Origin of the sequence: Levilinea saccharolytica (genome assembly GCF_001306035.1) — a bacterium.
Classification (GTDB): Bacteria; Chloroflexota; Anaerolineae; order Anaerolineales; family Anaerolineaceae; genus Levilinea; species Levilinea saccharolytica.
In genome coordinates this window covers 149213-169430 of record NZ_LGCM01000002.1, presented here as the reverse complement: position 1 = coordinate 169430, position 20218 = coordinate 149213, and the positions used below count along the sequence as shown (strand labels likewise).

General features: G+C 62.9%; 10 protein-coding genes. All 10 read right to left on the bottom strand.

The features are described 5' to 3' along the window. Positions 1-168: 168 nt before the first annotated feature. Positions 169-3468, bottom strand: coding sequence for a HAMP domain-containing histidine kinase (locus ADN01_RS00765; RefSeq protein ID WP_062418065.1), 3300 nt, complete (start codon positions 3466-3468; stop codon positions 169-171). A gap of 106 nt (positions 3469-3574) precedes the next feature. Next, positions 3575-4891 (bottom strand): C69 family dipeptidase, encoded by a 1317-nt coding sequence (locus ADN01_RS00760; RefSeq protein WP_062418064.1) that lies wholly within the window; start codon positions 4889-4891, stop codon positions 3575-3577. A gap of 3 nt (positions 4892-4894) precedes the next feature. Next, on the bottom strand, positions 4895-5575 hold the full coding sequence (gene cmk, locus ADN01_RS00755; RefSeq protein WP_062418063.1) for a (d)CMP kinase: 681 nt from the start codon (positions 5573-5575) through the stop codon (positions 4895-4897). Between the two features lie 25 nt (positions 5576-5600). After that, positions 5601-6311: a lysophospholipid acyltransferase family protein gene (locus tag ADN01_RS00750; protein WP_062418062.1), complete on the bottom strand. Its 711-nt coding sequence runs from the start codon at positions 6309-6311 to the stop codon at positions 5601-5603. A 5-nt stretch (positions 6312-6316) separates the two neighbouring features. Continuing rightward, positions 6317-8071, bottom strand: a complete 1755-nt coding sequence (locus tag ADN01_RS00745; protein WP_147239027.1) for a hypothetical protein — start codon at positions 8069-8071, stop codon at positions 6317-6319. A gap of 26 nt (positions 8072-8097) precedes the next feature. Beyond that, the gene (locus tag ADN01_RS00740; protein ID WP_062418060.1) at positions 8098-10665 is read right to left on the bottom strand and encodes a DUF2298 domain-containing protein; all 2568 of its coding nucleotides are present in this window, start codon (positions 10663-10665) and stop codon (positions 8098-8100) included. A 19-nt stretch (positions 10666-10684) separates the two neighbouring features. After that, the gene (locus ADN01_RS00735) at positions 10685-15967 is read right to left on the bottom strand and encodes a DUF2298 domain-containing protein (RefSeq protein ID WP_062418059.1); all 5283 of its coding nucleotides are present in this window, start codon (positions 15965-15967) and stop codon (positions 10685-10687) included. A 4-nt stretch (positions 15968-15971) separates the two neighbouring features. Further along, positions 15972-18146, bottom strand: a complete 2175-nt coding sequence (locus ADN01_RS00730; protein WP_062418058.1) for a glycosyltransferase family 39 protein — start codon at positions 18144-18146, stop codon at positions 15972-15974. Positions 18147-18227: 81 nt separating this feature from the next. Continuing rightward, complete coding sequence (locus ADN01_RS00725) at positions 18228-19019, bottom strand: class I SAM-dependent methyltransferase (protein ID WP_062418057.1); 792 nt, start codon at positions 19017-19019, stop codon at positions 18228-18230. A gap of 24 nt (positions 19020-19043) precedes the next feature. Continuing rightward, complete coding sequence (locus tag ADN01_RS00720; RefSeq protein ID WP_062418056.1) at positions 19044-20216, bottom strand: glycosyltransferase family 4 protein; 1173 nt, start codon at positions 20214-20216, stop codon at positions 19044-19046. Positions 20217-20218: the final 2 nt, after the last annotated feature.

Genomic DNA, 20218 nt, shown 5'->3' with positions numbered 1-20218 from the left:
CTCCTGACCGGAATAAGAAAGATTAACCATGAAAGGGCGCACAGGACGCACTGCCCCGGCACCCGCAAACATTAAATGTTACCTAAGCCGATTAACACACATGCGACCGTAAATTATAGCACACTTCAATTGAAATGGAAGATGCAATTTTAAGAATTGGATTAGGAATTACCCGTTTTTCCCCGCCTCAGGCTGCACATACGGTACTTCCAAATAGAAAGTGCTGCCCTTGCCCAGCTGACTCTCCACCCACACCCGCCCGTGGTGGCGCTCAGCAATTGAACGCACAATTGCCAGACCCAGCCCGGTTCCCCGCTGTTGATAAGCCTCTCTCCGACGGCTGCGGTAGAACTTCTCAAACATGTGCGGCAGATCCAAGGGCGCAATCCCAATGCCCGTGTCCGTCACCTCAAACACCACGGTCTGCGCCCGCAGCCCCAGCCGCACGCTCACCTTGCCGTCCACCGGCGTGTATTTGATGGCGTTATCCACCAGGTTGTACACCGCCTGTTCCAGCAAAGCCTTATCAGCCTTCAGCAGGTCCACCTGCGACCCTTCCGGCCGTTCCAGCTCCAACGCAATGCTTTTGTTGTCTGCCTGCGGCTGCAGGGCTTCCACCACGTGTGAGGCGATACCCCAGGCCGTCACCGGCTCAATTTGCAGCCCAATGCCGGCGTCAATTCGCCCCAAATCCAGCAAATTGCCCACCAGGCGGCTCATGCTCTCCACGCCGGAGATGATCTTAGCCACATACTCTTTCTGCTGCGCGTTCAGTTCACCCACCATCTGCATCATGGTGGCGTACCCGCGCATCAGGGTCAGCGGCGAACGCAGGTCGTGGCTGACGGTGGAAACGAAGTCGGTCTTGAGCGTATCCAATTCTTTGTAATGGGTGATATCCCGCAGGATGGCGATGCGCCCCACCGGTACACCCTCCGCCGCCACCGATGAAACGCTGGCCGAATAAATGCGCCCGTTGGGCAGCGAGATCTCCCGCGACACCACCCGCTGTTCCACCGGCCCGCTCAGCAAATCCTGCAAATCCGGGTGAACCACGGTCTCCTTCACCGGCTTGCCCGGGGTCGGCGAAACCAGCAGACCCGCCAGCTGCAAAGCCGCCGGGTTCAGAAGCTGCAAGCAATTATGCTCATCAATCACCAGCACCGGGTCCGGCGTGGATGACAGCACCGCTTCCAGGCGTTGGCGGCCAATTTCCGCCGTGGCGTACAGCCGCGCATTGGCCGCTGCCAGCGCCGCCTGCCCCGCCAGGGTACTCAGGAAACGGATTTCCTCTTCGGTAAAGGTGTGCGCAGCCTCATACGCCACCCACAGCGCTCCGTAATACAGCCCCTCATGGTGCAGCGCCAGGGCGATCAGCGCCCCAGGCTGGGCTGTGCCGTGCGGCAAGGCGAACCGCCGTACCCGCTGCATATTGGCCACCGAGATGATGTCCTGCTGGCGGGCCATTTCAAAAATCGGCTCGTCCAACCGCGCGTACAACTCCGCCGAAGGGCCTACCCCCACGCCCACCGGATGGGTGGACTGCAAATCCAGCGAGGCCTCGCGGATCAAAATCACCCGCGCCGCGCAGGCGTTGTCGCGCAGGGCCGCCTTCAAAATGGGCGTCACCGCGTGGCTGGCTTCCAGGCTGGCCGCCACCCCCTGGCTCACTTGTAGCAGCCGGTTCAGTTCTTCCAGGCGCGCCTGCAGCGACACCCGCATCTGTTCAAAGGTGCGGCTGACCCGCCCAATCTCATCCACCCCCTGCACCTGCACAGGGTGGTCCAACTGTCCCTGGGCAATGCGCCCCGCTTCCTGCGCCAGCTGATGCATGGAACCCACCACCCGGCCCAGGGTGAAGCGCAAGGAAAAGACCACCAAGAGCACCACGGCCATCAGCACGCCCAGCAAGGGGAAGGCGATGGACAGCGCCAGTTCCTGGGCGTGTGAGGCGGGAACCGCCAGCAAGATTGCCCAGGGGCGGCCCACCATCGGCTGGTAATACACATACTGCCGGTCGCCCTGCGCCGACAAATCTTCATAAAAGTTGCGCCCGTCCGGTGAAACCTGCCCCTTATAGGCCGTCATCACCAGGCTCGAAAGCGGGTGATACAGGATGCGGTTATTTTCATCCAGCACCACCCCTTCACCGCCGATGGAGCGAATGGTCTCCAGGGCTTGAATGGCGGGTTGGGTAAACGGGTTCGAGTTCAGGTCGGTGCGCCCCAAAAGCACCCCGCGCGTCGTGCCGTCTTCACCGCGCACTGCCGCCAAGAAGGTGATCTGCGCCGTGCTTTCCCCTTCCCAGGGGGGGATGGTGTAAGTCTGCACCAGCACCCCATTGAGCGCCAGTTCAATGCCGGCCAATTCCTCCCGTGAGGCGCCCAGCTGGCCAAAGTCATTCAGCGGGTAGCCCCCCAAAGGCTGCCCGGCTGCATCCATGAGGTACAGCTGCCGGTAATACGGCACCGCCCGCAGCCGTTGGGCCAGGGCGTTTTGCAGCGCTTCACCGCGCAGATCCACCAGTTCAGCATCCGCCAAAGTCAAAATCAGATTTTGGCCGGATTCCAGGAAATAGGGCAGGCTTTCCGAAGCCACCCGTGCTGTGCTTTCCAACTGTTGCCGCACCATGCGCTGCGCCGCGGCCCCCGCCACCCACCAGTCGGTCAGCACCATCACCAGGAACAAGACCCCCGCCCACGGCAGGGTACTGTAAAGAAAGCGGGTTTGCAGGCTGGTATCCGCCGGAGAAGGCCGCAGCGTATCCTGCCGGCCCCAACCCTTGCGCCACACCAGGGAAGCCAACTCGGCCACCACGCCGCCCAGGAGGATCTCCAGGTTACGCGCGCCGATCAGCGGCCAGGTTTGCGTCAGCGCATAATCCAGGCGCGCCGCCAGGGACCCGCCGGTGATGAACAGGGCTGTGGCAAAATACAGCGGAACGCTGAACCCGGCCAGCACCAGAGCGGCCGCAAAAGGATGGCGTAAGATTTGATATGAGCGCGATGCGTAGCGTTGGCGGGTAAGCTGACTGAAGATCAGGGCGGCGGCAGCCAGCTCCAGGATGGTGAAGGTGTGGTGTGTGCCCCAAATGCCCGCCAGCAGGCCGTTGAACCCGCCCACCAGCACCGCCCCCCACGGTCCAATCCAGCCGGCCGCCAGCATCCACGGAACCGCCTGGAAGAACATCCAGTACGGTGCGCTGCTCTCCACCGGAATGCCGGGGATGGGCAGTACGTTTTCGGTTGATAGGCGCATGCCAAAAAACAGGCTGGTGAACAGCGTCATCGCCCCCAGGATCACCAGGAAAATCCACTTCCGCGCCGGAGTGAACGGCGCAGGCTCCCAACTTCGCCACAGCCCGATCACAATCAGAAGCGCAAGCAAAAACCACCCCAACCAGCCCAAGAGGTCATAAGGCAGGTCAAGGCGCGCCTGTGCATTCAGCAATGTGAGCAGGAATTGCATGCGGTCATCCTTGCAAGTTTTGTGCCAGCCTGTGAATAACCCGGCGGCGGCTCGATGAGCTGATTATAGCATTTCTGCCGCAAGTGGGCCGCGTTTTCCCCCTACCTCATTTTCTTTCTTTCCACCCAGCCTGACGGTTAAACCCCGCCCAGGCCCGCCGGTACAGCCATGAAGGCCGCTGCATCGCCGGCTGCTGCTGCACCGCCCGCAGCCATTCTTCCCGTGCCGCCTGCGCTTCGCGCAGACAAGCCGCGCTCAATTGCCGCCGCGCCGAACTGTCTGCCCCCACAGCGGCAGCCCGCCGCACAAAATCCGCTTCCAAAGCGTCCCGCTGGGTCTCATACCTCCCCAGGCGCTCCTCATACCCCATCAGCACCTGGCGGTGCAGGGCCTCGTGCCGCCAAAAATGGCTGAGTTCATCCGCCTTAGCGCTGGGCGCCGGGCCGTAATCGGGCAGGCCCGCGTCCATCCACACCGGCGTGAAAATTCCCGTGCAGGGGGCGGCACTGCCCGTCACCCAATGCACCGGCTGTTCGCCCAGTTCTGCTGCCCACGAAGCCACCGTCTGGCTGTTGCGCACCGGGCCAAACCCGGCGTGCATGCACACATCCGCCCCCAGCAGGCCGCGGTCTGGTCCGCCGCTGCCGTGGCTGCGCAGGATGGCCATCATGCTGGCCGCTGTCAAACGCCCCGCCTCCGCCTGCAGCGCGCCCACCGTGCAGCTTTGCCGCCGGCGCGAATCGCTCAGCGGGGTGTACAGGGCGTCTGCGTAGCAGCGCGCCAGGTCAAAATCCGCTCTGCCGCGCGCCCAGCCCTTTTGCACGGCTGTTTCCACCAGCCCAGGCGAAGCCATATCCCACTCGCTCCCCAGGGTGTAGCCGTTGGAAATGGACGCCACCCCCACCACCTTCTTGGCCGCCCACAGACGGTCCACCGTCTCCAGCACCCAGGCTTCGTGCGCGTCAGCGATCAAAAAGCTGTTGTGATAGTAAAACGGGTGGGTTAAACCGCAGTTCCCGCCCTGTCCGTAAGTCTCCAGCAATTGGGTGATCACCCCCAACGCCTCCTGGGCGCTGCTGCCGCGTTCCAACCCCAGGCGCAGCAAATCCATGCCCAGCAGGGCTGGTTTTTGATTGGGTGCAATCTTGGAAAACACGGCCTCATTGCCGATCACCACCCCGTGCTCGTTGGCCCCCATCTCAGCCCCCCACATCCAAAACGGCTGGCTCAAGAGCACCGCGTGGGTGTGGGCCGCCTGCGGAATGTCAATATACGTGCAGCGCAATTGGCTGCCGTTGGGGTGGTCCGCCGCCGGAACCATCACCAGCACCTGCGCCTCGTTGGGTTCGCGGTCGCTGTTTTTGGCAAACAGCATCTTGCCGTTGGCAGTCACTTCGGGGGTGGCAACCAGGGTATCGCACATGATTTACCTCGCTTTGACCAGAGCCTGAATCTTCTCCAAGACTTGCTCAATGCTCAATCCATCGGTGGACACAATCACGGCGTCATCCGCCGGGCGCAGCGGCGCCACCTTGCGGGTTGAATCAATCTCATCCCGCCGCCGCATGGAGGCCAGAATCGCCTCGTAATCGGCCGCCTCACCGCGCTGGCGCACCTCATCAAAACGCCGCCGCGCGCGCTCTTCCACCGAGGCGTCCATATACACCTTCAAATCTGCATCGGGCAGCACCACCGTGCCGATATCCCGCCCGACCATCACCACTCTCCCCCGTTTGCCAATCCTGCGCTGCTGTTCCGTCATGGCTACACGCACTCCAGGGTAGGCCGACACCACCGACACGTTGGCGTCCACCTCCGGCGCGCGAATCTCCCAGGTGATGTCCACCCCATCCAGCAGAACATCGCTCTTGCGCCCATCGTCCTGGCTGGCCTCGCGCACATCAATGTGCACGGTCTCCGCCAGGTGCGTCACCGCCCGCTCATCCGTCACCGCCTGCAGCTGCCGCAGCGCCGCCAACGTCACCGCCCGATACATCACCCCCGTGTCAAAATACAAATATCCCAGGCTCTGCGCCAGCAGTTCCGCGATCGTTGATTTTCCCGAAGCCGCCGGGCCGTCCACCGCAATGGTTTGTGGGATTGGCATCTCTGTGTCCCTTTCCAGTCTAAAGTCATGAACCCGTCTGGCCCGAAAGCACACCTTCGGCCATTTCCGTGTAAAATCCGCGTTCCTCCGGCGGCAGCAAAGCCGCGATATGCGCCATCACCGTATCTACCCGGCGCTGCATAGCCGCCTTGTCGCGGCTGTCCACAGGAACGCTTTCCAAGGCGCGACCAATGCGCAGGATCACCCGCGGCCGTTCCCCCGCGCGCAGTTTGCGCATGAATTCCAGGGTGCTGCCCGTGATGCCCACCGGCACCACCGGCACAGGCGCCTGGCTCAAAATCCAGCCCAGCCCCAGCCGTCCTTGCAGCAGCCCCAGGCCGCTGTTCACCCGCCCCTCCGGTGCAATCATCAGCCGCGCCCCCGCCCGCAGTGCTGCTAACGTGTGTTCCAGCGCCCGCCGGTCATACTGCCCGCGGTGAATGGGGATGCCGCCGTACAGCCGCACCCACATCTTGCGTCCCTTCTCCTGCCACAGGTCCGCCTCGGCCAAAACCTCCGGCGCCGCAGGCCAATGGGTAATCAGAAAGGGTGGGTCGAAGATTGAGCTGTGGTTAAAGGCAATCAGATACGGCCCTCGCGGCGGCACATTTTCCAGCCCGTGCACTTCGGGCCGCGCCAACAGCCGGTACGCCAATCGCCCCACCCCGCGAACCAATCCGCGCACCGTCAGGCGCGCCGTGGAAAGCGAATACCCCGCCGGGCTGGCCGTCTCCATGCGGATTACGGCGCCGCCTCTTGCGGACCCAGCACTGGCCCTGAATCCTCCGGCATTTCCATCACCGGGCCTGTCCCTTGGCCGCCCGCAAACAAATCCGAGCGCGCCCACAAAAACAGCGCTTCCTGCTGTGTGGGGGCTTCACGGGTGATCAGCCAGCGCACCCATTCATCCCCATAGAGCAAACTCCACGGCGAACTGGATTGCAGCACAAAATCCTGGCCGGTGTAAGCCGCGGGCAGCGACAGCGGTTGACTGCTGCGCGTGAACACCACCGCCGGGGTTCCGTCCACCGCCAGCGCGTTGACATAGCGCACCTGGGTGAAATCCCGCAGCAGCCAGCGCAGGGAAGGTGAGGCGTTATCCTCCACCACAATCTCAATCCCGCTGCGCGAGCGCACATTCCATTCCGCCAGGTCGCCTAGCGTGCCGCGAATTAAATCTCCATCGGTGATCAAGGGACTGCTCAGCCACAAATTGGTCTCAGGATGTTTGGAAAGGCCCGCCGAATGCCAGGCCGCGCTGCCCGTCCACACCAGCATGGCAGCCAGCAGCGCCCCCACAAAGCCGCGCAGACCCGCGCGCCGCGACCAACCCACCCCGATCATGATCGAAATCACCACAAACAGCACAAAGGAAATGACGATGCTCAAGGTGCGCAGCGTGGTCGGACTCAGAGAGGTCAAGCCGCCGGGGACTGTTACCTCTGGCTCCTGCACCAGATTCAGCCCAACCACATTCAACCAGGCGAAGCCCATCAGGGTGAAGCCTAAAACAGCCTGTCCAATCGAGATCAGCCCGTGTTCATCCTCCCCTTCGAACAGGCGGCATACTTCCCGCGCCGCCAGCGCCCACAGGGGAACCGTCACCCATACCCAATCCGTCACCTGCCGCGCCGGGTAGATCAGCACGATCACCAGGGCCGCCGCGAACCAGCGCCCCAGCAAGCCGTCTAACGCGTCCTTACGCTGCCAGCCGTGCAGCAGCCCCACCCAGCCCAACATCAGCGGCAGGGCTTCCATCAACCCCAGCGCCAGCACCATCTGGTTCAACGGCGAACCGCCGCCAAAATGCCAGCCGCGCCAAAAGACCAGGAAACTGTTCACCCAGGCGCTCAACCCCATCGGGCGCAGCATAAACAGCGTGCCAAAACCCACCAGCCCCACCCCCAGCCAGGGTAAAAACGTGCGCCACGGCCAGGCTTCCGCGGGGGTGTCGGTCTTACGGTGCCCCCAGCGGCTCCACAGCCACACCAGCGCCCCCACCAACAGTCCCAACCAGGCCGCAGGCCCGCCCAAAAGGGCCAGCCCGGCCAACACACCCGCCGGAGCGGGTTTGCCCGCCGCCAGCAAAGCCAGCGCCAGCAGTCCCAGCGACACGCTGAAGATGCCGCCCTCCGCCGTGCGCGAAAGCGCCAGCAGCGCGGGGTCCACGGCCAACGCAAAAGCCAAAATCACCGCCGGAACGCGCCCTAGCCGTTCGCGCAGGAACCAGGGTGCCAGCACCAACAGGCTGCCTGCCAGCGCCGGCCACAACCGCGCCAGGAACTCGTTTGCGCCGCCCAGGAAAAAGTTCACCAGGGTCAGCAGCAAGTACCCCGGCTGCGGCCCCATCACCGTGGGCACACCGCGGGCTAAATCCCAGGCTTGCAGGGCTAACGCCGCCTCATTTTCTGTAAAGGCCGTCTGGCCCAGCAACGCCAGGCGCAAGCCCAGCCCCACCCCCAGCGCGGCCGCATACACACCTTTTTCCCATGTCATCGCCAGCTTCATCTTATCCATGATCCTTACGGCTGTCCCAGGGTGGTTCCGGTGCTCTGCGGAACCTCATAAATGCGCACATTCTCGCGCTGGAAAACCAGTTTCAGCCGCTTCTGGAATTTTACTTCATTCACCGGATATGTGCCCAGCTCCAGGCTGCCCACCACCACGTAGCGGATCTGATAACGCTCCAGGATGCTGGCCGCTTCTTCCCAGCGGCTGGTGCGGTACAGCAGTTCAATATCCGGCTGCCGTGAGCCCATTTCCGCGCCCCCGCCGCGCCACTGAGCTTCATGCCCCGGCCAACCCAGCACATTCGGCTGGCCGCTGAAGGTGGCCATGCGCGCGTAGGAGGTGTACTGCCCCCCCACTGCTTCAGCCACCGTCCCCAGCGGAGCCTGCTGCAAGAAACGAATCGCGTCCAACTCGTCGGGGTTGTTCTGCAGGAAGCGCATCCCGTCCAGGCTCAACGCGCGCCCCTCTCCCAGTCCGCCCAGGCGTTCATTCACCGCCCAGAACGGATACGCCAGAGACAGAATCACCACCAGGCTCCACAGCACGCCAAAATCCCAGCGTTTGGCTCCCCTCAGCGCCTGCCACAACGTCGCCGAAGCATAGGCCGCCGCCAGCGACCACACCAGCCAGGCCTGGAAATAGAATTTGAAAATCGTGTTCATGCGCCAGCCGAACTGGTCGCGCAGGTACACAAATTCCGGCACAGTCGTCAATGCCAGACCCGTCAGGAGCAGCAGCAGCACAAAGCCGTCCTCACGCTGAGCCTTGCCCTGTTCTAGCGGTGCATCCGTCTTACGAAGGGCAGGCAGCAGCCCCCACACCGCCGCCAGCAGCCCCAAAAGCGTCAGCCACGCCCCCGGTGAAAGCAGCCGCCGCGCCAATGTTCCCCAAAGCAAATCGCGGGCGTCTGCGCTGCCTTGCAGTTGGAAGAACAGCGAGCTGAGCGAATACAGGCTGTCATTCACGCCGCCCTGCCCCAAGCGCGCCCCGGTCAGCGCCGCCACCGCCAGGATCACCCCGGCCAGCAAGTAAGAGAAAGCCCACAGCCCAAAGATCACCCCGGCCGCCAGGCGCAGCCCCGCGCGGAAATTCGTCCCCGTGCGCTGCGACCACTGCCAGAACAGCCAGGCCGCGATGGGGATCAGCAGCGTGCCGAACATCACCCAAAAATTCACCCCGCGGGTAAAAAAGCTCACACTGGGCAAAATCCCGCCCGCCTGCGAAGAGAAACCCACGTAAAACGGCAGATACAGGATGACCCCAGCGATACCCAGGGCCGCCCCCAGCTCCAGGAATTCCCACACCCGTCCCCAACCCCAACCCAGGGCCTCAAAGCGGGTGAAAGCGTACACCAGGCAGAACAGCCCCACGTAAATGGGGAAATCCCAGGTGTTCAGGAAAGACAGCCCACCCATCACCAACGCCGCCAGCCAAAAATCAGCACTGCGCAGCCAGCCGCCCAAATGGGTCTGTCCGAAAGAAGCTTCATCTTTTCCGCTCAGCCAGCCGCCTAGCCAGCGCACAACGCCCAACTCTCCTGCCGTGCGCGCGGGCCGCTGAAAGAGGTTCAGCGCCAACCCCACCGCCAGCAGCACAAACGGCATGGCCAGCACATGCGGGTGCAGATCTCCTAAGTAATACGAGAAAAACGGAAACTCATCAATGACTTCCACACCGTTGCCAGCCGCATCAAAATCCTGCAGCACGCGCGAAGCCCGCCACCACCAGATCCCCGGGCGGCGAGTCGGATTCCAGCTAAAAGGCTCTATGGGCGGCTGGTCCACTTCCTGAATGCCCACCCACTGCCAAAACGGCGACTGCAGCGTGCCGTCGGGTCCGGGCGACCAAAACGCACCGCGCGCGTGCAGCATGTCCAGCGACCCCTGAAAATTGGTCACCACCAGCAAAAACAACGGAGCCAGCGCCGCCCAGGCTGCCGCCTTACGGAGGGTACCGCGCCGTGCCAGCAGGTTATACAGCACCCCATACGCCCCCAGGGCCGTCAGCGCGAACCACATGGCAGCCCCCAGGTTAAAGGCCGCCGCCGGGTCTGCGCCCGTCAGGCGGATGAGCAGGGCGATGATCACATAGCCAAAGTAGTAATAGCTGATGGCGTACCCCGAAAGCCAGGGGTCATGCGGCGGAAAGGTGGGCGAACGCAGGATGGCATTGATGAAAGCCATCTCCATCGGCTTTTCCGTGCCGAGAATCTCCGGGTTCCCCGCGCGCATCAGCACCCACAGCACAAAAGCGCCCAGGAACAAGCCCTCCGCGCTCAAAATCAGCGCTTTTTGCCCGCGCACCCACTCCCACACCGTGCGACAGCCCGCGCGCCGCAGCGCCCAGCCGCTCAGCAGAGCCGTCAGCCCCAACGCCAGCCAAACGCCCCCGCCGTCCGCCGGCGCCAAGCGCAGCGAAGCCAGCAGCCAGTAGAGGAAACCGCCCAGCAGCAAACCCAGTGCCCGGCTGAAGGTGTAGCCGCGGTCCGCCAGATGAGGCAGCAGGCGGTAAGCCAGCGGGAAGGCCAGCCAACCCAGCAGAGTGACAACGATATACCAAAGTATCACGGTTCCCACCATCTTCTATCCTCAATCGCGCCTACGGGCGCAGGGTTACTTCGTAAACCGCGGTGTCGTCCACCTCAAACACCTTGCGCCACAGATCCCCATCCCACTGCTGGAATTTTACCAGCCCAGGCCCGGGGTAATAGGCTTTCTCCAACTGCCCCACGACGATATAGCGCACATCATATTTCCGCAGGAATTCTTCTGTTTCGCTGCGTTCCGTCGTCAGGTAAAAGCGCGGAACAGCGTCCACACGGTCGGTCACCCACTGATCGGAGATGACCCCGCGCTGTTGACGCTGGTGCCAGTTCCACCCCACCACGCCCGGCAGGCCGGTGTAAATGCTCATGCGCGTGCCCCAGCGGTATTCGGGGTTGTGCGCCTCCACAATCACAGGCGACCCTGGGATGTTCTCCTGCATCCAGCGGATGGCGTCCGCATCCTGGCGCAGTTCCATCTCCACATCCTGATCGTTGTAATAGGACGTATCCATATAGGCCATGCCGTCCAGGGTGTGCGGGGCCTCGCGGCTCATCCGGTCGCGGATTTTATCCGTCCCGGCCAGCAGGGGGAAGAGCAGCGCCGCCCCCACCAAAATGCCCAGGGCGGTCTGGAAAGCGCTGCGCAGCCGCGCCCCCCAGCGTTCCATCACCGCCGGCATCAGCCAGATCAGCGCCGCCGCCGCCGCGAGGTTGAGCAGCGTCCAGGCCTGTAAATAAAACTTAAACACCGTGTTCATGCGGCCAATGTCGCCCACCAGCACGATCACTTCCACCATCAGGGTCAGCATCAGGCCGCTGCCCATCATAAACAGGGCCGCGCGCTTTTCGTCCGGCTGATCCTTGCGCAACAGCAGCGCCGTGGCCCACGAACCGAGCAGGATAATCAGCCAGGCCACCTGCACTTTGGGCACAAAAGTCAGCAGCGCCGCCGCCGCAAACAGGGCCGCCAGCAGCGAATAGATCCAGCCTTCGTACTTCTTTAGCTTTTGCAGCGCCGAAACCGGCGTCTGAGCCATCCATTCCCGCGTTTCCCAGCCCATCCAGAAGGTCAAAATAAACAGCGGCAGTGCCCAATGGGTGATGTACGACCAGAACGGCGAGCGCGACCCTTCCCACAGATCTACCGCGTTATAGCCCTGCACATTCCAGCGCAGATAGGGCTGGTAGAACAGCACCACCAGTCCCACCAGCAGACCCGCCCCGCCCAGGCCCAACAGCCAGCGCCGGGCCGAGCTGCCCCCAGCGTAACGAACGGCCGTGTACACCCAGGCCAAAGCCGCCAGCACCAAATAGGTGGGCATATCCCAGGTGTTGGTCGGCCACAGCGCCCCCACCGTCAGCCCGCCCAGGAAGAGGGTCGCCCCGGCTGTCACCGCCGCCGGAAGCCCATCCCGCCGCCACTGCCAGCGCCCCTGAATCACCCCCAGGCCCCAGGCCAATGCCAAAACCGTCACCGGCAGGGCGATCAAATGCGCGTGCAGGTCGGCATACAGGAAGGTGAACATGGGGAACTCGGTGATAGGTTCGCCCGGGTACACCCGGCTGGGGATCCAATACCAATCCCCCGGGCCGTAGGGCAGGCCCTGGCCGTTCAGCAAACGGAAAAAGCCCGAGATGGTCCAGCCGATGCGCTGCAAGAGATCCGAATTGTCAATCGTTCCGCCCGGAGCAACCAACCGCATCATCCCGTGCCAGATCATGCGTACCGTGCCCATATTGCCCAGCAGCTGCAAGCCCGCCGCCCCCGCCAATGCCCCCGCCGTCTGCCAGCGCTGCCCTCGCAGCAAGTTCCACACCAGGGAGAATGCCCCCAATGCCAGCACGCTGTACAAGGTCGGCAAAATCAGGTTATAGGCCACGGCCGGCACAATCCCCAGCCACTTCACCAGCACGCCCACAATCACATAGCCGTAGTAATAGTAGTTCAGGTAGCCGCCCGCAAACCAGGGATCGTAGGGCGGGAAGATGGTGCTTTTCAGCACGGCGTTGAAGTACGAGAAGTCCATGGGCTTCTCGCCGCCCTTGCCAGGGTGCCACAAATCGGGGTTGCCCAGGCGCACCAGCAGGAAGAACAGGAAAGCTCCCAGCGCCAACGCCTCGATCATCAGCACATACTTGCGCTGTTCGCGGATCTCCTGCAAAATAGCAGCGCGCTGCCCCCAGAACAGGGCCAAATTGACCACCAGCAGCAGCCCCAAGGCCAATGAGATGGACGCGCGGCTAAAGGCCACCCCCAAAGACCCCGCCATCCACACCACCCAGGCCAGGGTCACCAGCCCCACCATACGCGTCAGGGGGTAGCCCCGGTCGCGCAGACCGCCCAGCGCCGCCCGCGTCAGCGGGTACATCATCCAACCCAAGAGCGCCACCACCAGATACCACACCACCGCGCCCACAGCCGGGTAGCGGTTCAGCAGGCTCTCGCGGTCAAACAGCTCAGCCCAGGTTCCCCCGGCCCGCTGGCGCGCCAAAAGCTCCGGCGGCAAAATCAGGTCGCCCTTATACTGCCCCACTTCTCGCGGCAGAACGCTTTTAATCGCCGAAAGATCCACCGCCGAAAGCAGCTTGCGCACCGCATCCGGGTCGTAATCCGTCCGTTTTCGGAAAATCATCACCTTGGGGTGATCATAGACCGTGAAGGTTTCTTCGGCAAACTGAGTGTTGATCTGATACGGCCCCAAATTGGGGTTGGATTGGGCCGCATACACCAGATCAAAGCCCAACTGGCTCTGGAACATCCCCGGCTGCGCCACGCGGTAACACCACACGATATCGCGCTCCGCCGGGCAGCCCAGCAGCGCGCGGAAATAGGCCGTGGTCAGCGGGTAGCGCTCTGGAATGCGCACCAGGGAGCCCCATTGGCGGCCGGAAGAGCTGAAAATGTAGTCCGCTGCATCCAGCATGGAGATCATACGGTTGAGCTTATCGCTGTTGTCTTCCCAATACAGCTGCAAATTCAGCTCGCTGCGGTATAGGCCCTGGGTGTAATCAAAGGGGCTGTTGCCGTTCAACGCCAGCGGCAGGCCGTCGTCCCAATCGCCTTCTTTAATTTGCCGCACGCCGTACACAGCGATACGCCCTGGGCCTTGCGCCAGTTCCAGGCGCATGCTGAAGGTCTGCCCTTCGCGAATGGTCAGCGGCGGATCGAAGGTGAAATGAACCGCCTCCCCGCGCGCATCCTCGCTGGCTGTGAATGTGCCGCGCGCCTCGGCCGTGGTCACCGGCCCATCCGCGCTGCTCAAATCCAGCAGGCTCATGCGCAGGGTCTTTTCCTCCGGCTGCCCCTCCCAATCCACCGCATGCGCCAGGGTCGCGCCGCGCACCAGGCCGTCGGCGGCGGCGCTGAAAGTCATGGTGTAGTCCTGGCCGGCCTCCACCGCCTCCACAAAGTCCGGCAGAGGCAGGGTACTCACCCCCAGCGGGATCAGACAATTCAGCCCCCACCCGCCGGTCAGGCGCAGCGCCGTCCCACCTTCGGGCACATCCAGGCGCAGGAAGATGGTTTGTCCCTTTTCCAGCGCGGCGGCCTTCATCAACGGCAGGGTAAACGCGCGTCCGCGCGGGTCGCCCTCGGCCAAGAAGGTGTCCACCAGCATCCCCGAAGACAGCAGCTGCTGACAGTCCCGGTCGGCACAGATCTGCGCCCGCAGGGTTTTCACCTGCCCGCCGCCCAGGGGATCCACCACATGGTCAAAAGCCAATCCCAAAGCGGTGCCGCTGCGCGGCAGGGTGTAAGCCAAAACCAGCCCCTGTTCCGGCGAAACCTCACGGCCCAGGCGTGAGCCTGCTAACTGTTTGCGCGTCCCATCGCTGCCCTCAATCTCCAGGGTGTAAGCTGCCGGAACGTTTTCATAGATCCATTCACTGGCGGCGATGCGCGTCACCGGGCGCGTGTAAATGCGCGTGAAGGCAAAAGCCCACGCCCAGGTGGCAGCCAGCACGCCCACACCCAGCGCAGCGGCCGCCAGGCGCGTCCAGCGCACAGACAGGCGGCGCGGCCGGGCCTGCCACAGTTGAAAAACGCCCCAGGCCGCCATAATGGCCAGGAACGGGTACACGGGCAGTTGGTAGCGCATCGCCCGTGTAAAGCTGAGCCCCTGCCACAGCGAATAGCCCGCCGTCCAGCCCCACAGCAGCACATGTTCCATCTGCCGCTGCTTACAGATGCGCCAGCCCATCCAGGCAAAGCTGCCCCAGGCCAGCAGGCCCAAAGGCCAGCCCAGCCCAAAGCGGATCATGTTCTCCCAGGCGAAGGTCACCGGCCGCCGCACCCACTGCAGCGCCGGGGGGAAGTCCATCTTCCCCGCCATCTGTGCCGCCACGGTGCGCAGTTCGGCCAGCCAGCCCTCGTTCACCCCCAGGCCAAAGAACCCCGGCCCATTGAAGGCATAAGGTTGAAATACGCGGAACGTAATCAGCGCGGTCAGGCCCGCCAAAGCCAGCTTCAGCCACAGCGCCCATCCCCACAAGGCCTGGTTTTCGTCCTGCGCCGTGCGCTCATAGCGCAGCAGGGCCGCCGCGGGCAGCAGCAAAACCACCGGCGCCGCGCTCAGTTTGGAAGAAAGCGCCATGCCCGCCAGCAGGCCGAACAGCACAAACATCCAGGTATCACCCAGCGCTGCCCGCAGCCGTCCCGGCACCGGCACAGGGGCCGCAGGGCTATCGGTGCTCTCCGTCTCCGCCTCGTCCGCTTCCGCGGCCGCGGTTTGCGGCAGTTCAGGCTGCCTGCCCGTCAAAATCCACACCGCCAAAAAGGCGCAGGCCGTCAGGAACAGGTTGGTGAACGGGTCCACCGTGAAATAGTGGGAGATCTGAATTTGCAGCACCGCCCCCGCCGAAAAAGCCGCCGCCAGCACCCCCAGCCACACCTTGCGGTACAACCGCAGCGCGGTGAAAAACACCAGCAGCACCACCAGCAGATCCGCCAGCCCGGCCAGGGCGCGCCCCACCAGGTGAATATCGCTGTAGCCGGTGCGCTGCACCAGTTCGCCCACGCTGCGCACCAAAAACAGCGGCAGCGTGCCGTACACATAATTAGGGAAACCGCGGTTAGCCGGGTTGAAGGGAGAAGCCGCTGTGTCGAAGTACGAACCTGCATCCGCAGACTCAATCGCCGTGACCGCCATGGTCAAAAAACGTTCGTCCGGGTGCAGATGCTGATCCCCGTCCCAATCCATGCCCACAAAGCGGAAATACGCGCCCAACGCCAGCACCAACACCAGCGCAGCCGCCGCCAGGGCAGCGGCCGGCCAACGCGTCTTGCGCGGCGCAGTCTGGGCTTCAGAGGGTAGGGTCGTTCCGGTTTCAGGTTGCATAGGTCTATTGTCCAGCGGGCTGCCCCGGCACCAAATACGTCCAGAAATTCTTGCCTTCCAGCGGGTTGGTATGCAGCGCCAGCACCCCGCTGGGGTACATTTGCTTCAGCTTTTCCAGCGCAGCGCTGTCGTCATACTTAATGATAAACAGCTTGGTGCGCGGTTCGCTCAAGGTTTTCTCAAAGTCTTCCGGCCACAGGGCGTAATCTTTGGTCGGGTATCCCGCGTTAATCCCCACCAGGCGCGTATCCACCCAGTGAGCAAACGGCACCACATAGGCCGTGTCGGGCGTACCCACCGAATCGGCAAATCCGCGAATCACCCGCCCCATCTCCGAGGTGTTCCACGCCCCGCCCATAAACTGCTGGTGGAATTTCTCAAACACCAGGGTGTAATTTTGGTTCATCGTCCACACCGCCAACACCACCACCCAGGCCGCCACCAAAAGCCGCCCCGCACGCGTGCGCACGCTGTGCCACAGGCTGGTGAAAAGACTCTCAAAACCAATCCCCGCCGTCACAAACACGGGAATCATGGCCGCACCGGTGCGGTTGAGCGAGGGGTTTTCCTCTGGGAAAGCCAGGGACAAGATCGAGGGCAGCATCAGGAAGGGGATGGATACCAGCAGCAGCAGATCCGCCCAGTCGCGGCGGCGCGCATAGCGCACCACCAGCAGCACCATGCCCAGGAAGAACAGCGCCGCCGAAACCACATCCAGCGCCGGCCGGTCCACCACCGAATGCACCCAGATGCCGCCGTTGGAATAGAAGAACATGATCATAGCTTTCCACAAGTTGGAGAAGAAGATCCCCGCCGGCGACCCTGGCAGCGGGCGTTCCGTCTCTCCCAGGCGTGAAAAAGCCCGTGACCCGAACATGTCCATGTGCCCCACCACATAGCTCAGCAGCGGCAGGAACACAATCAGCGCCACCACCGCCACCAGTCCCAGGGCTGCCAGCGTCTGCCAGCGTTTGCCCTGCGCCGCGCGGTGCAGCAGGTACAGTCCTACCGCCAGCACAATGAAGAACGGCACAATGCGCATCGGGCTGTAGCCGTGCAGCCCCAGACCCAGCCAGAACCCGCACCACATAAAATCGTTACGGCGCATACGGCGCAGCCCGCGGAACAGATAATACAGCACCGGCGCGGCAAAGAAGGGATACAGGGTGAAGCGCAGCGCCACCCGCGAAATCACATTCGGCCAATAGGCGATCCCCGCCAGCAGCAAAGCGGCCAGCCCGATCCAGCGGCTGCCCATTTCCTTGCCCAACAGGTACACATACGGCAGGGTGAACAGCCCGCACAAAGCCGTGCCGATCTTCAGGTTGAGGAAGTTGATCCCCGTCCCCATCACCTTCACCACCAAAGCCGTCAGGTAAAACTGAAAAGCCTCGCGGCCGGTGTTGCGCTCAAAGAAAATGGCATATTGGCCGTTGAGCACGTCGTTCACATCCAGCAGCTTTTCGGCGTGATCGCTGAACATCTCGCCGGGGGTCTGCGCCAGATGGTAAAAGCGGTAGAAAATGGCCACGGCAAACACCAAGGCCACGCCCACCTGCCAGCCGTCCAGCTCGATGCGCACGCGCGGACGGCGCAGCCAGCGGGTGACCGCTTTCCAGCGCGAAACCTGCCCTGCTCGCCGCGGCGTGCGTTCCCATAAGCTGGCCCACACCAGCCCGCCGCCCGTCAGGAAGAAGAACAAATTCAGGAAATTAAAGCGGTTGCTGAAGAAGCTGATGAAAGCCCCCACCAGCAGCACCGCCCCCGGCAGCAGGAACCACCATGTGCCCTGCATGTTGATCCCCTGCTCCGCGTCCGGCGCGGGTTCCGCCGTGCGCAGGCGCCCGGCCAGATATCCCCACACCATCAGCCCGGCCGCCAGGGCATAAAAAACCACCGCCACGGGCACATTCCGGTCGGGCGGTTCCAACTGGGTCTGGGCCGCCAGCGCCAGAACCAGGGCGGCCAGCCCCTGCCAGGGCAGCTTTCCAGCCGGAACGGGCGACTGCGGTTTTTCCTCCGAGCGCGGCTCATCCGGCGGCAGTTCCGGAGGGGGTTCTTCGCCTTCAGGCTCCGGCGTTTGCTCCGCGTCCCAGGGCAGTTCCGGAAGGTGGAAAGGTTGGCCTTTGCGGCTCAGCCGAGATTTGAGATAGTCTAAAACACTGGGTTCTGAGTCCATACAGGGGTTCCATTCTCCGCGAGCGGTGGTGCAAAAGACGAATTGATCTTACAGCATCCCGCGCCGTCCCACAAGACCCGCTCAGGCGGCCTTGCGGCGCACGATATAGAACGTGTACGCCCCATGCTCCTGTTCACGCGCTTCCTCGTAGATCGGGCGGGTGATCCCCAGCGTCAAGGCCAGGTTCCAGCGCGTGGGGGCTAAAATCCATCGTTTGAACAGCTTTTGGCAAATGAGGGAGGGCAGACCGAAGTAATGCCCCCATTCCAGGGTGTGCAGCGCACGGGGCGAGAAATAATGCCACCAGCGTTCCACCTCAAAACCGGCGCGGTTCAGTCGTTCGCTCCATACCTCCGGCGAATCGCAGTGGTGGTGGCGGGAAATGCGGTTAAAAAAGGCGCGGTAGGCATCCGCCAGGCCTTTTAGGCCCACGCGGTCAAAGAAATTGGACACCGACAGGTTGGCCAAAAACTGGTGGTTGGGCACGCAGAAAATGAACACCGCGCCCGGCCGCAGTACCCGCGCCATCTCGGCCATCACGGCGTCCAGGTCGGGGATATGCTCCAGCACCGAATTGCTGACCGCGCTGGAGAAATAGCCGTCTGCAAAGGGAATGCGGTCTCCCGCCCCCTGAATCACCAGGTGATAGCCGCCGCGCTGCGCCGCCTCCCGCACAGGCCCCGTCCACGGGTCCAGGCCCACATCCAGCTTGCGGTCAAAAGCTACCGTCGCAAAATGTCCGTCTCCGCAGCCCAAATCCAACACCGGCCCCGGCAGCTCAAAATCCTGGTACACTCGCGCCTCAACGGCGCGCAGCACCCCCCGAAAATAGGGCATGCCGCTGATCTGCTCCCACAAGAAGTCGCGTTCCATGTCAGGTTGAAGTCCTTTCTGGGATCAGGCCGCGCCGCTCAGTTCCTTTGAAATTTCGGCGAACAGCTTTTCATACTCGATTGCAATGGTATCGGGCAAATAGCGCTCACGAATGGGTTCAGGGTCGCGCTGGAACTGCGCCCGTTGGCCCAGCACCTCAATCAGCGCGTCCGCCAGACCGGCGGAATCGCCAATTTGGATGACCTTGCCCATTTCATGCACCGTCACCGGCTGGCGCACCCCCGGCAGGTTCGAAGCCACGCACGGCACGCCGTTTAACATGGCTTCAATTTGCACCAGGCCGAAAGCCTCGGTAGAATTCAGGCTGGAAAGCACCAGCGCGTCAATGTTGGGGTAAAAACGCGCCATTTGCGTCGGGTCCAGCACCCCCAGGAACTTCCAATGTCCCTCGGCCTGATAGCGTTCAATCCGCGGCCACAGGCGCGCCAGATAGGCTTCTTCCCCGATGATGTTCTGATACGGCCCAGCAAACTGCACCTGTAAATCGGGGTAGGCTTCCAGCAAGCGCGGCATGGCGTCCAGCAGCACCTCCACCCCCTTTTCGGTGGCAAAACGCGCCGCCATGCCCACCACCGGCCGCTGGCCGCGGGGGTTATTGTCGCGCGCAAAGGCATCCACCGATTCCGCGCTCACCTCCGGCAGCTCCACCGGCGGCGGGATGACATGCAGTTTGTTCAAATAGCGCTTCAGATAGGGGGAATGTTCGGCGTAATCGCGTGTGTAGGTCACAAAGCGGTGGGTAAACAGCGCCGCCAGCCGGTTCATCACATGCACAGCCTGATTGGCCAGCCACGCCAAAGCCCCCGGCGGCATAATCAAATCGCAGTGGTAGGTGATCACCGTGGGCTTCTTCAGCAGGCGTCCGCGCAGCGCCACCCCCGCAGCGTCAAATTGCGGCAGGTGCAGCTGCACCACATCATTTTCATTCACCAGACGGCTGGCAATCCAGCCAAAGGTGGGCATGATCACGCCCTTGCTGATGCGGAACCACACCGGCGCGCGCACAATGCGCACCCCATCCACCACTTCCTCTGCCGCCAAAGACGGGTCATAGCGCGAGGTCAGCACGGTCACCTGATGACCGCGCCGCGCCCAGGCCTTGGCCAGCCGTTCGGCGTAAATCGTCAGGCCGCTGGTGTGCGGCCGGTAATAGGTCAATACGATCAGAATACGCATGG

What these genes read in the sequence shown, in the direction of transcription:
- ADN01_RS00720 (WP_062418056.1), bottom strand. Translation starts at nt 20,216, where the DNA reads ATGCGTATTCTGATCGTATTGACCTATTACCGGCCGCACACCAGCGGC.
- cmk (WP_062418063.1), bottom strand. Translation starts at nt 5,575, where the DNA reads ATGCCAATCCCACAAACCATTGCGGTGGACGGCCCGGCGGCTTCGGGA.
- ADN01_RS00725 (WP_062418057.1), bottom strand. Translation starts at nt 19,019, where the DNA reads ATGGAACGCGACTTCTTGTGGGAGCAGATCAGCGGCATGCCCTATTTT.
- ADN01_RS00730 (WP_062418058.1), bottom strand. Translation starts at nt 18,146, where the DNA reads ATGGACTCAGAACCCAGTGTTTTAGACTATCTCAAATCTCGGCTGAGC.
- ADN01_RS00740 (WP_062418060.1), bottom strand. Translation starts at nt 10,665, where the DNA reads ATGGTGGGAACCGTGATACTTTGGTATATCGTTGTCACTCTGCTGGGT.
- ADN01_RS00765 (WP_062418065.1), bottom strand. Translation starts at nt 3,468, where the DNA reads ATGCAATTCCTGCTCACATTGCTGAATGCACAGGCGCGCCTTGACCTG.
- ADN01_RS00750 (WP_062418062.1), bottom strand. Translation starts at nt 6,311, where the DNA reads ATGGAGACGGCCAGCCCGGCGGGGTATTCGCTTTCCACGGCGCGCCTG.
- ADN01_RS00760 (WP_062418064.1), bottom strand. Translation starts at nt 4,891, where the DNA reads ATGTGCGATACCCTGGTTGCCACCCCCGAAGTGACTGCCAACGGCAAG.
- ADN01_RS00745 (WP_147239027.1), bottom strand. Translation starts at nt 8,071, where the DNA reads ATGACATGGGAAAAAGGTGTGTATGCGGCCGCGCTGGGGGTGGGGCTG.
- ADN01_RS00735 (WP_062418059.1), bottom strand. Translation starts at nt 15,967, where the DNA reads ATGCAACCTGAAACCGGAACGACCCTACCCTCTGAAGCCCAGACTGCG.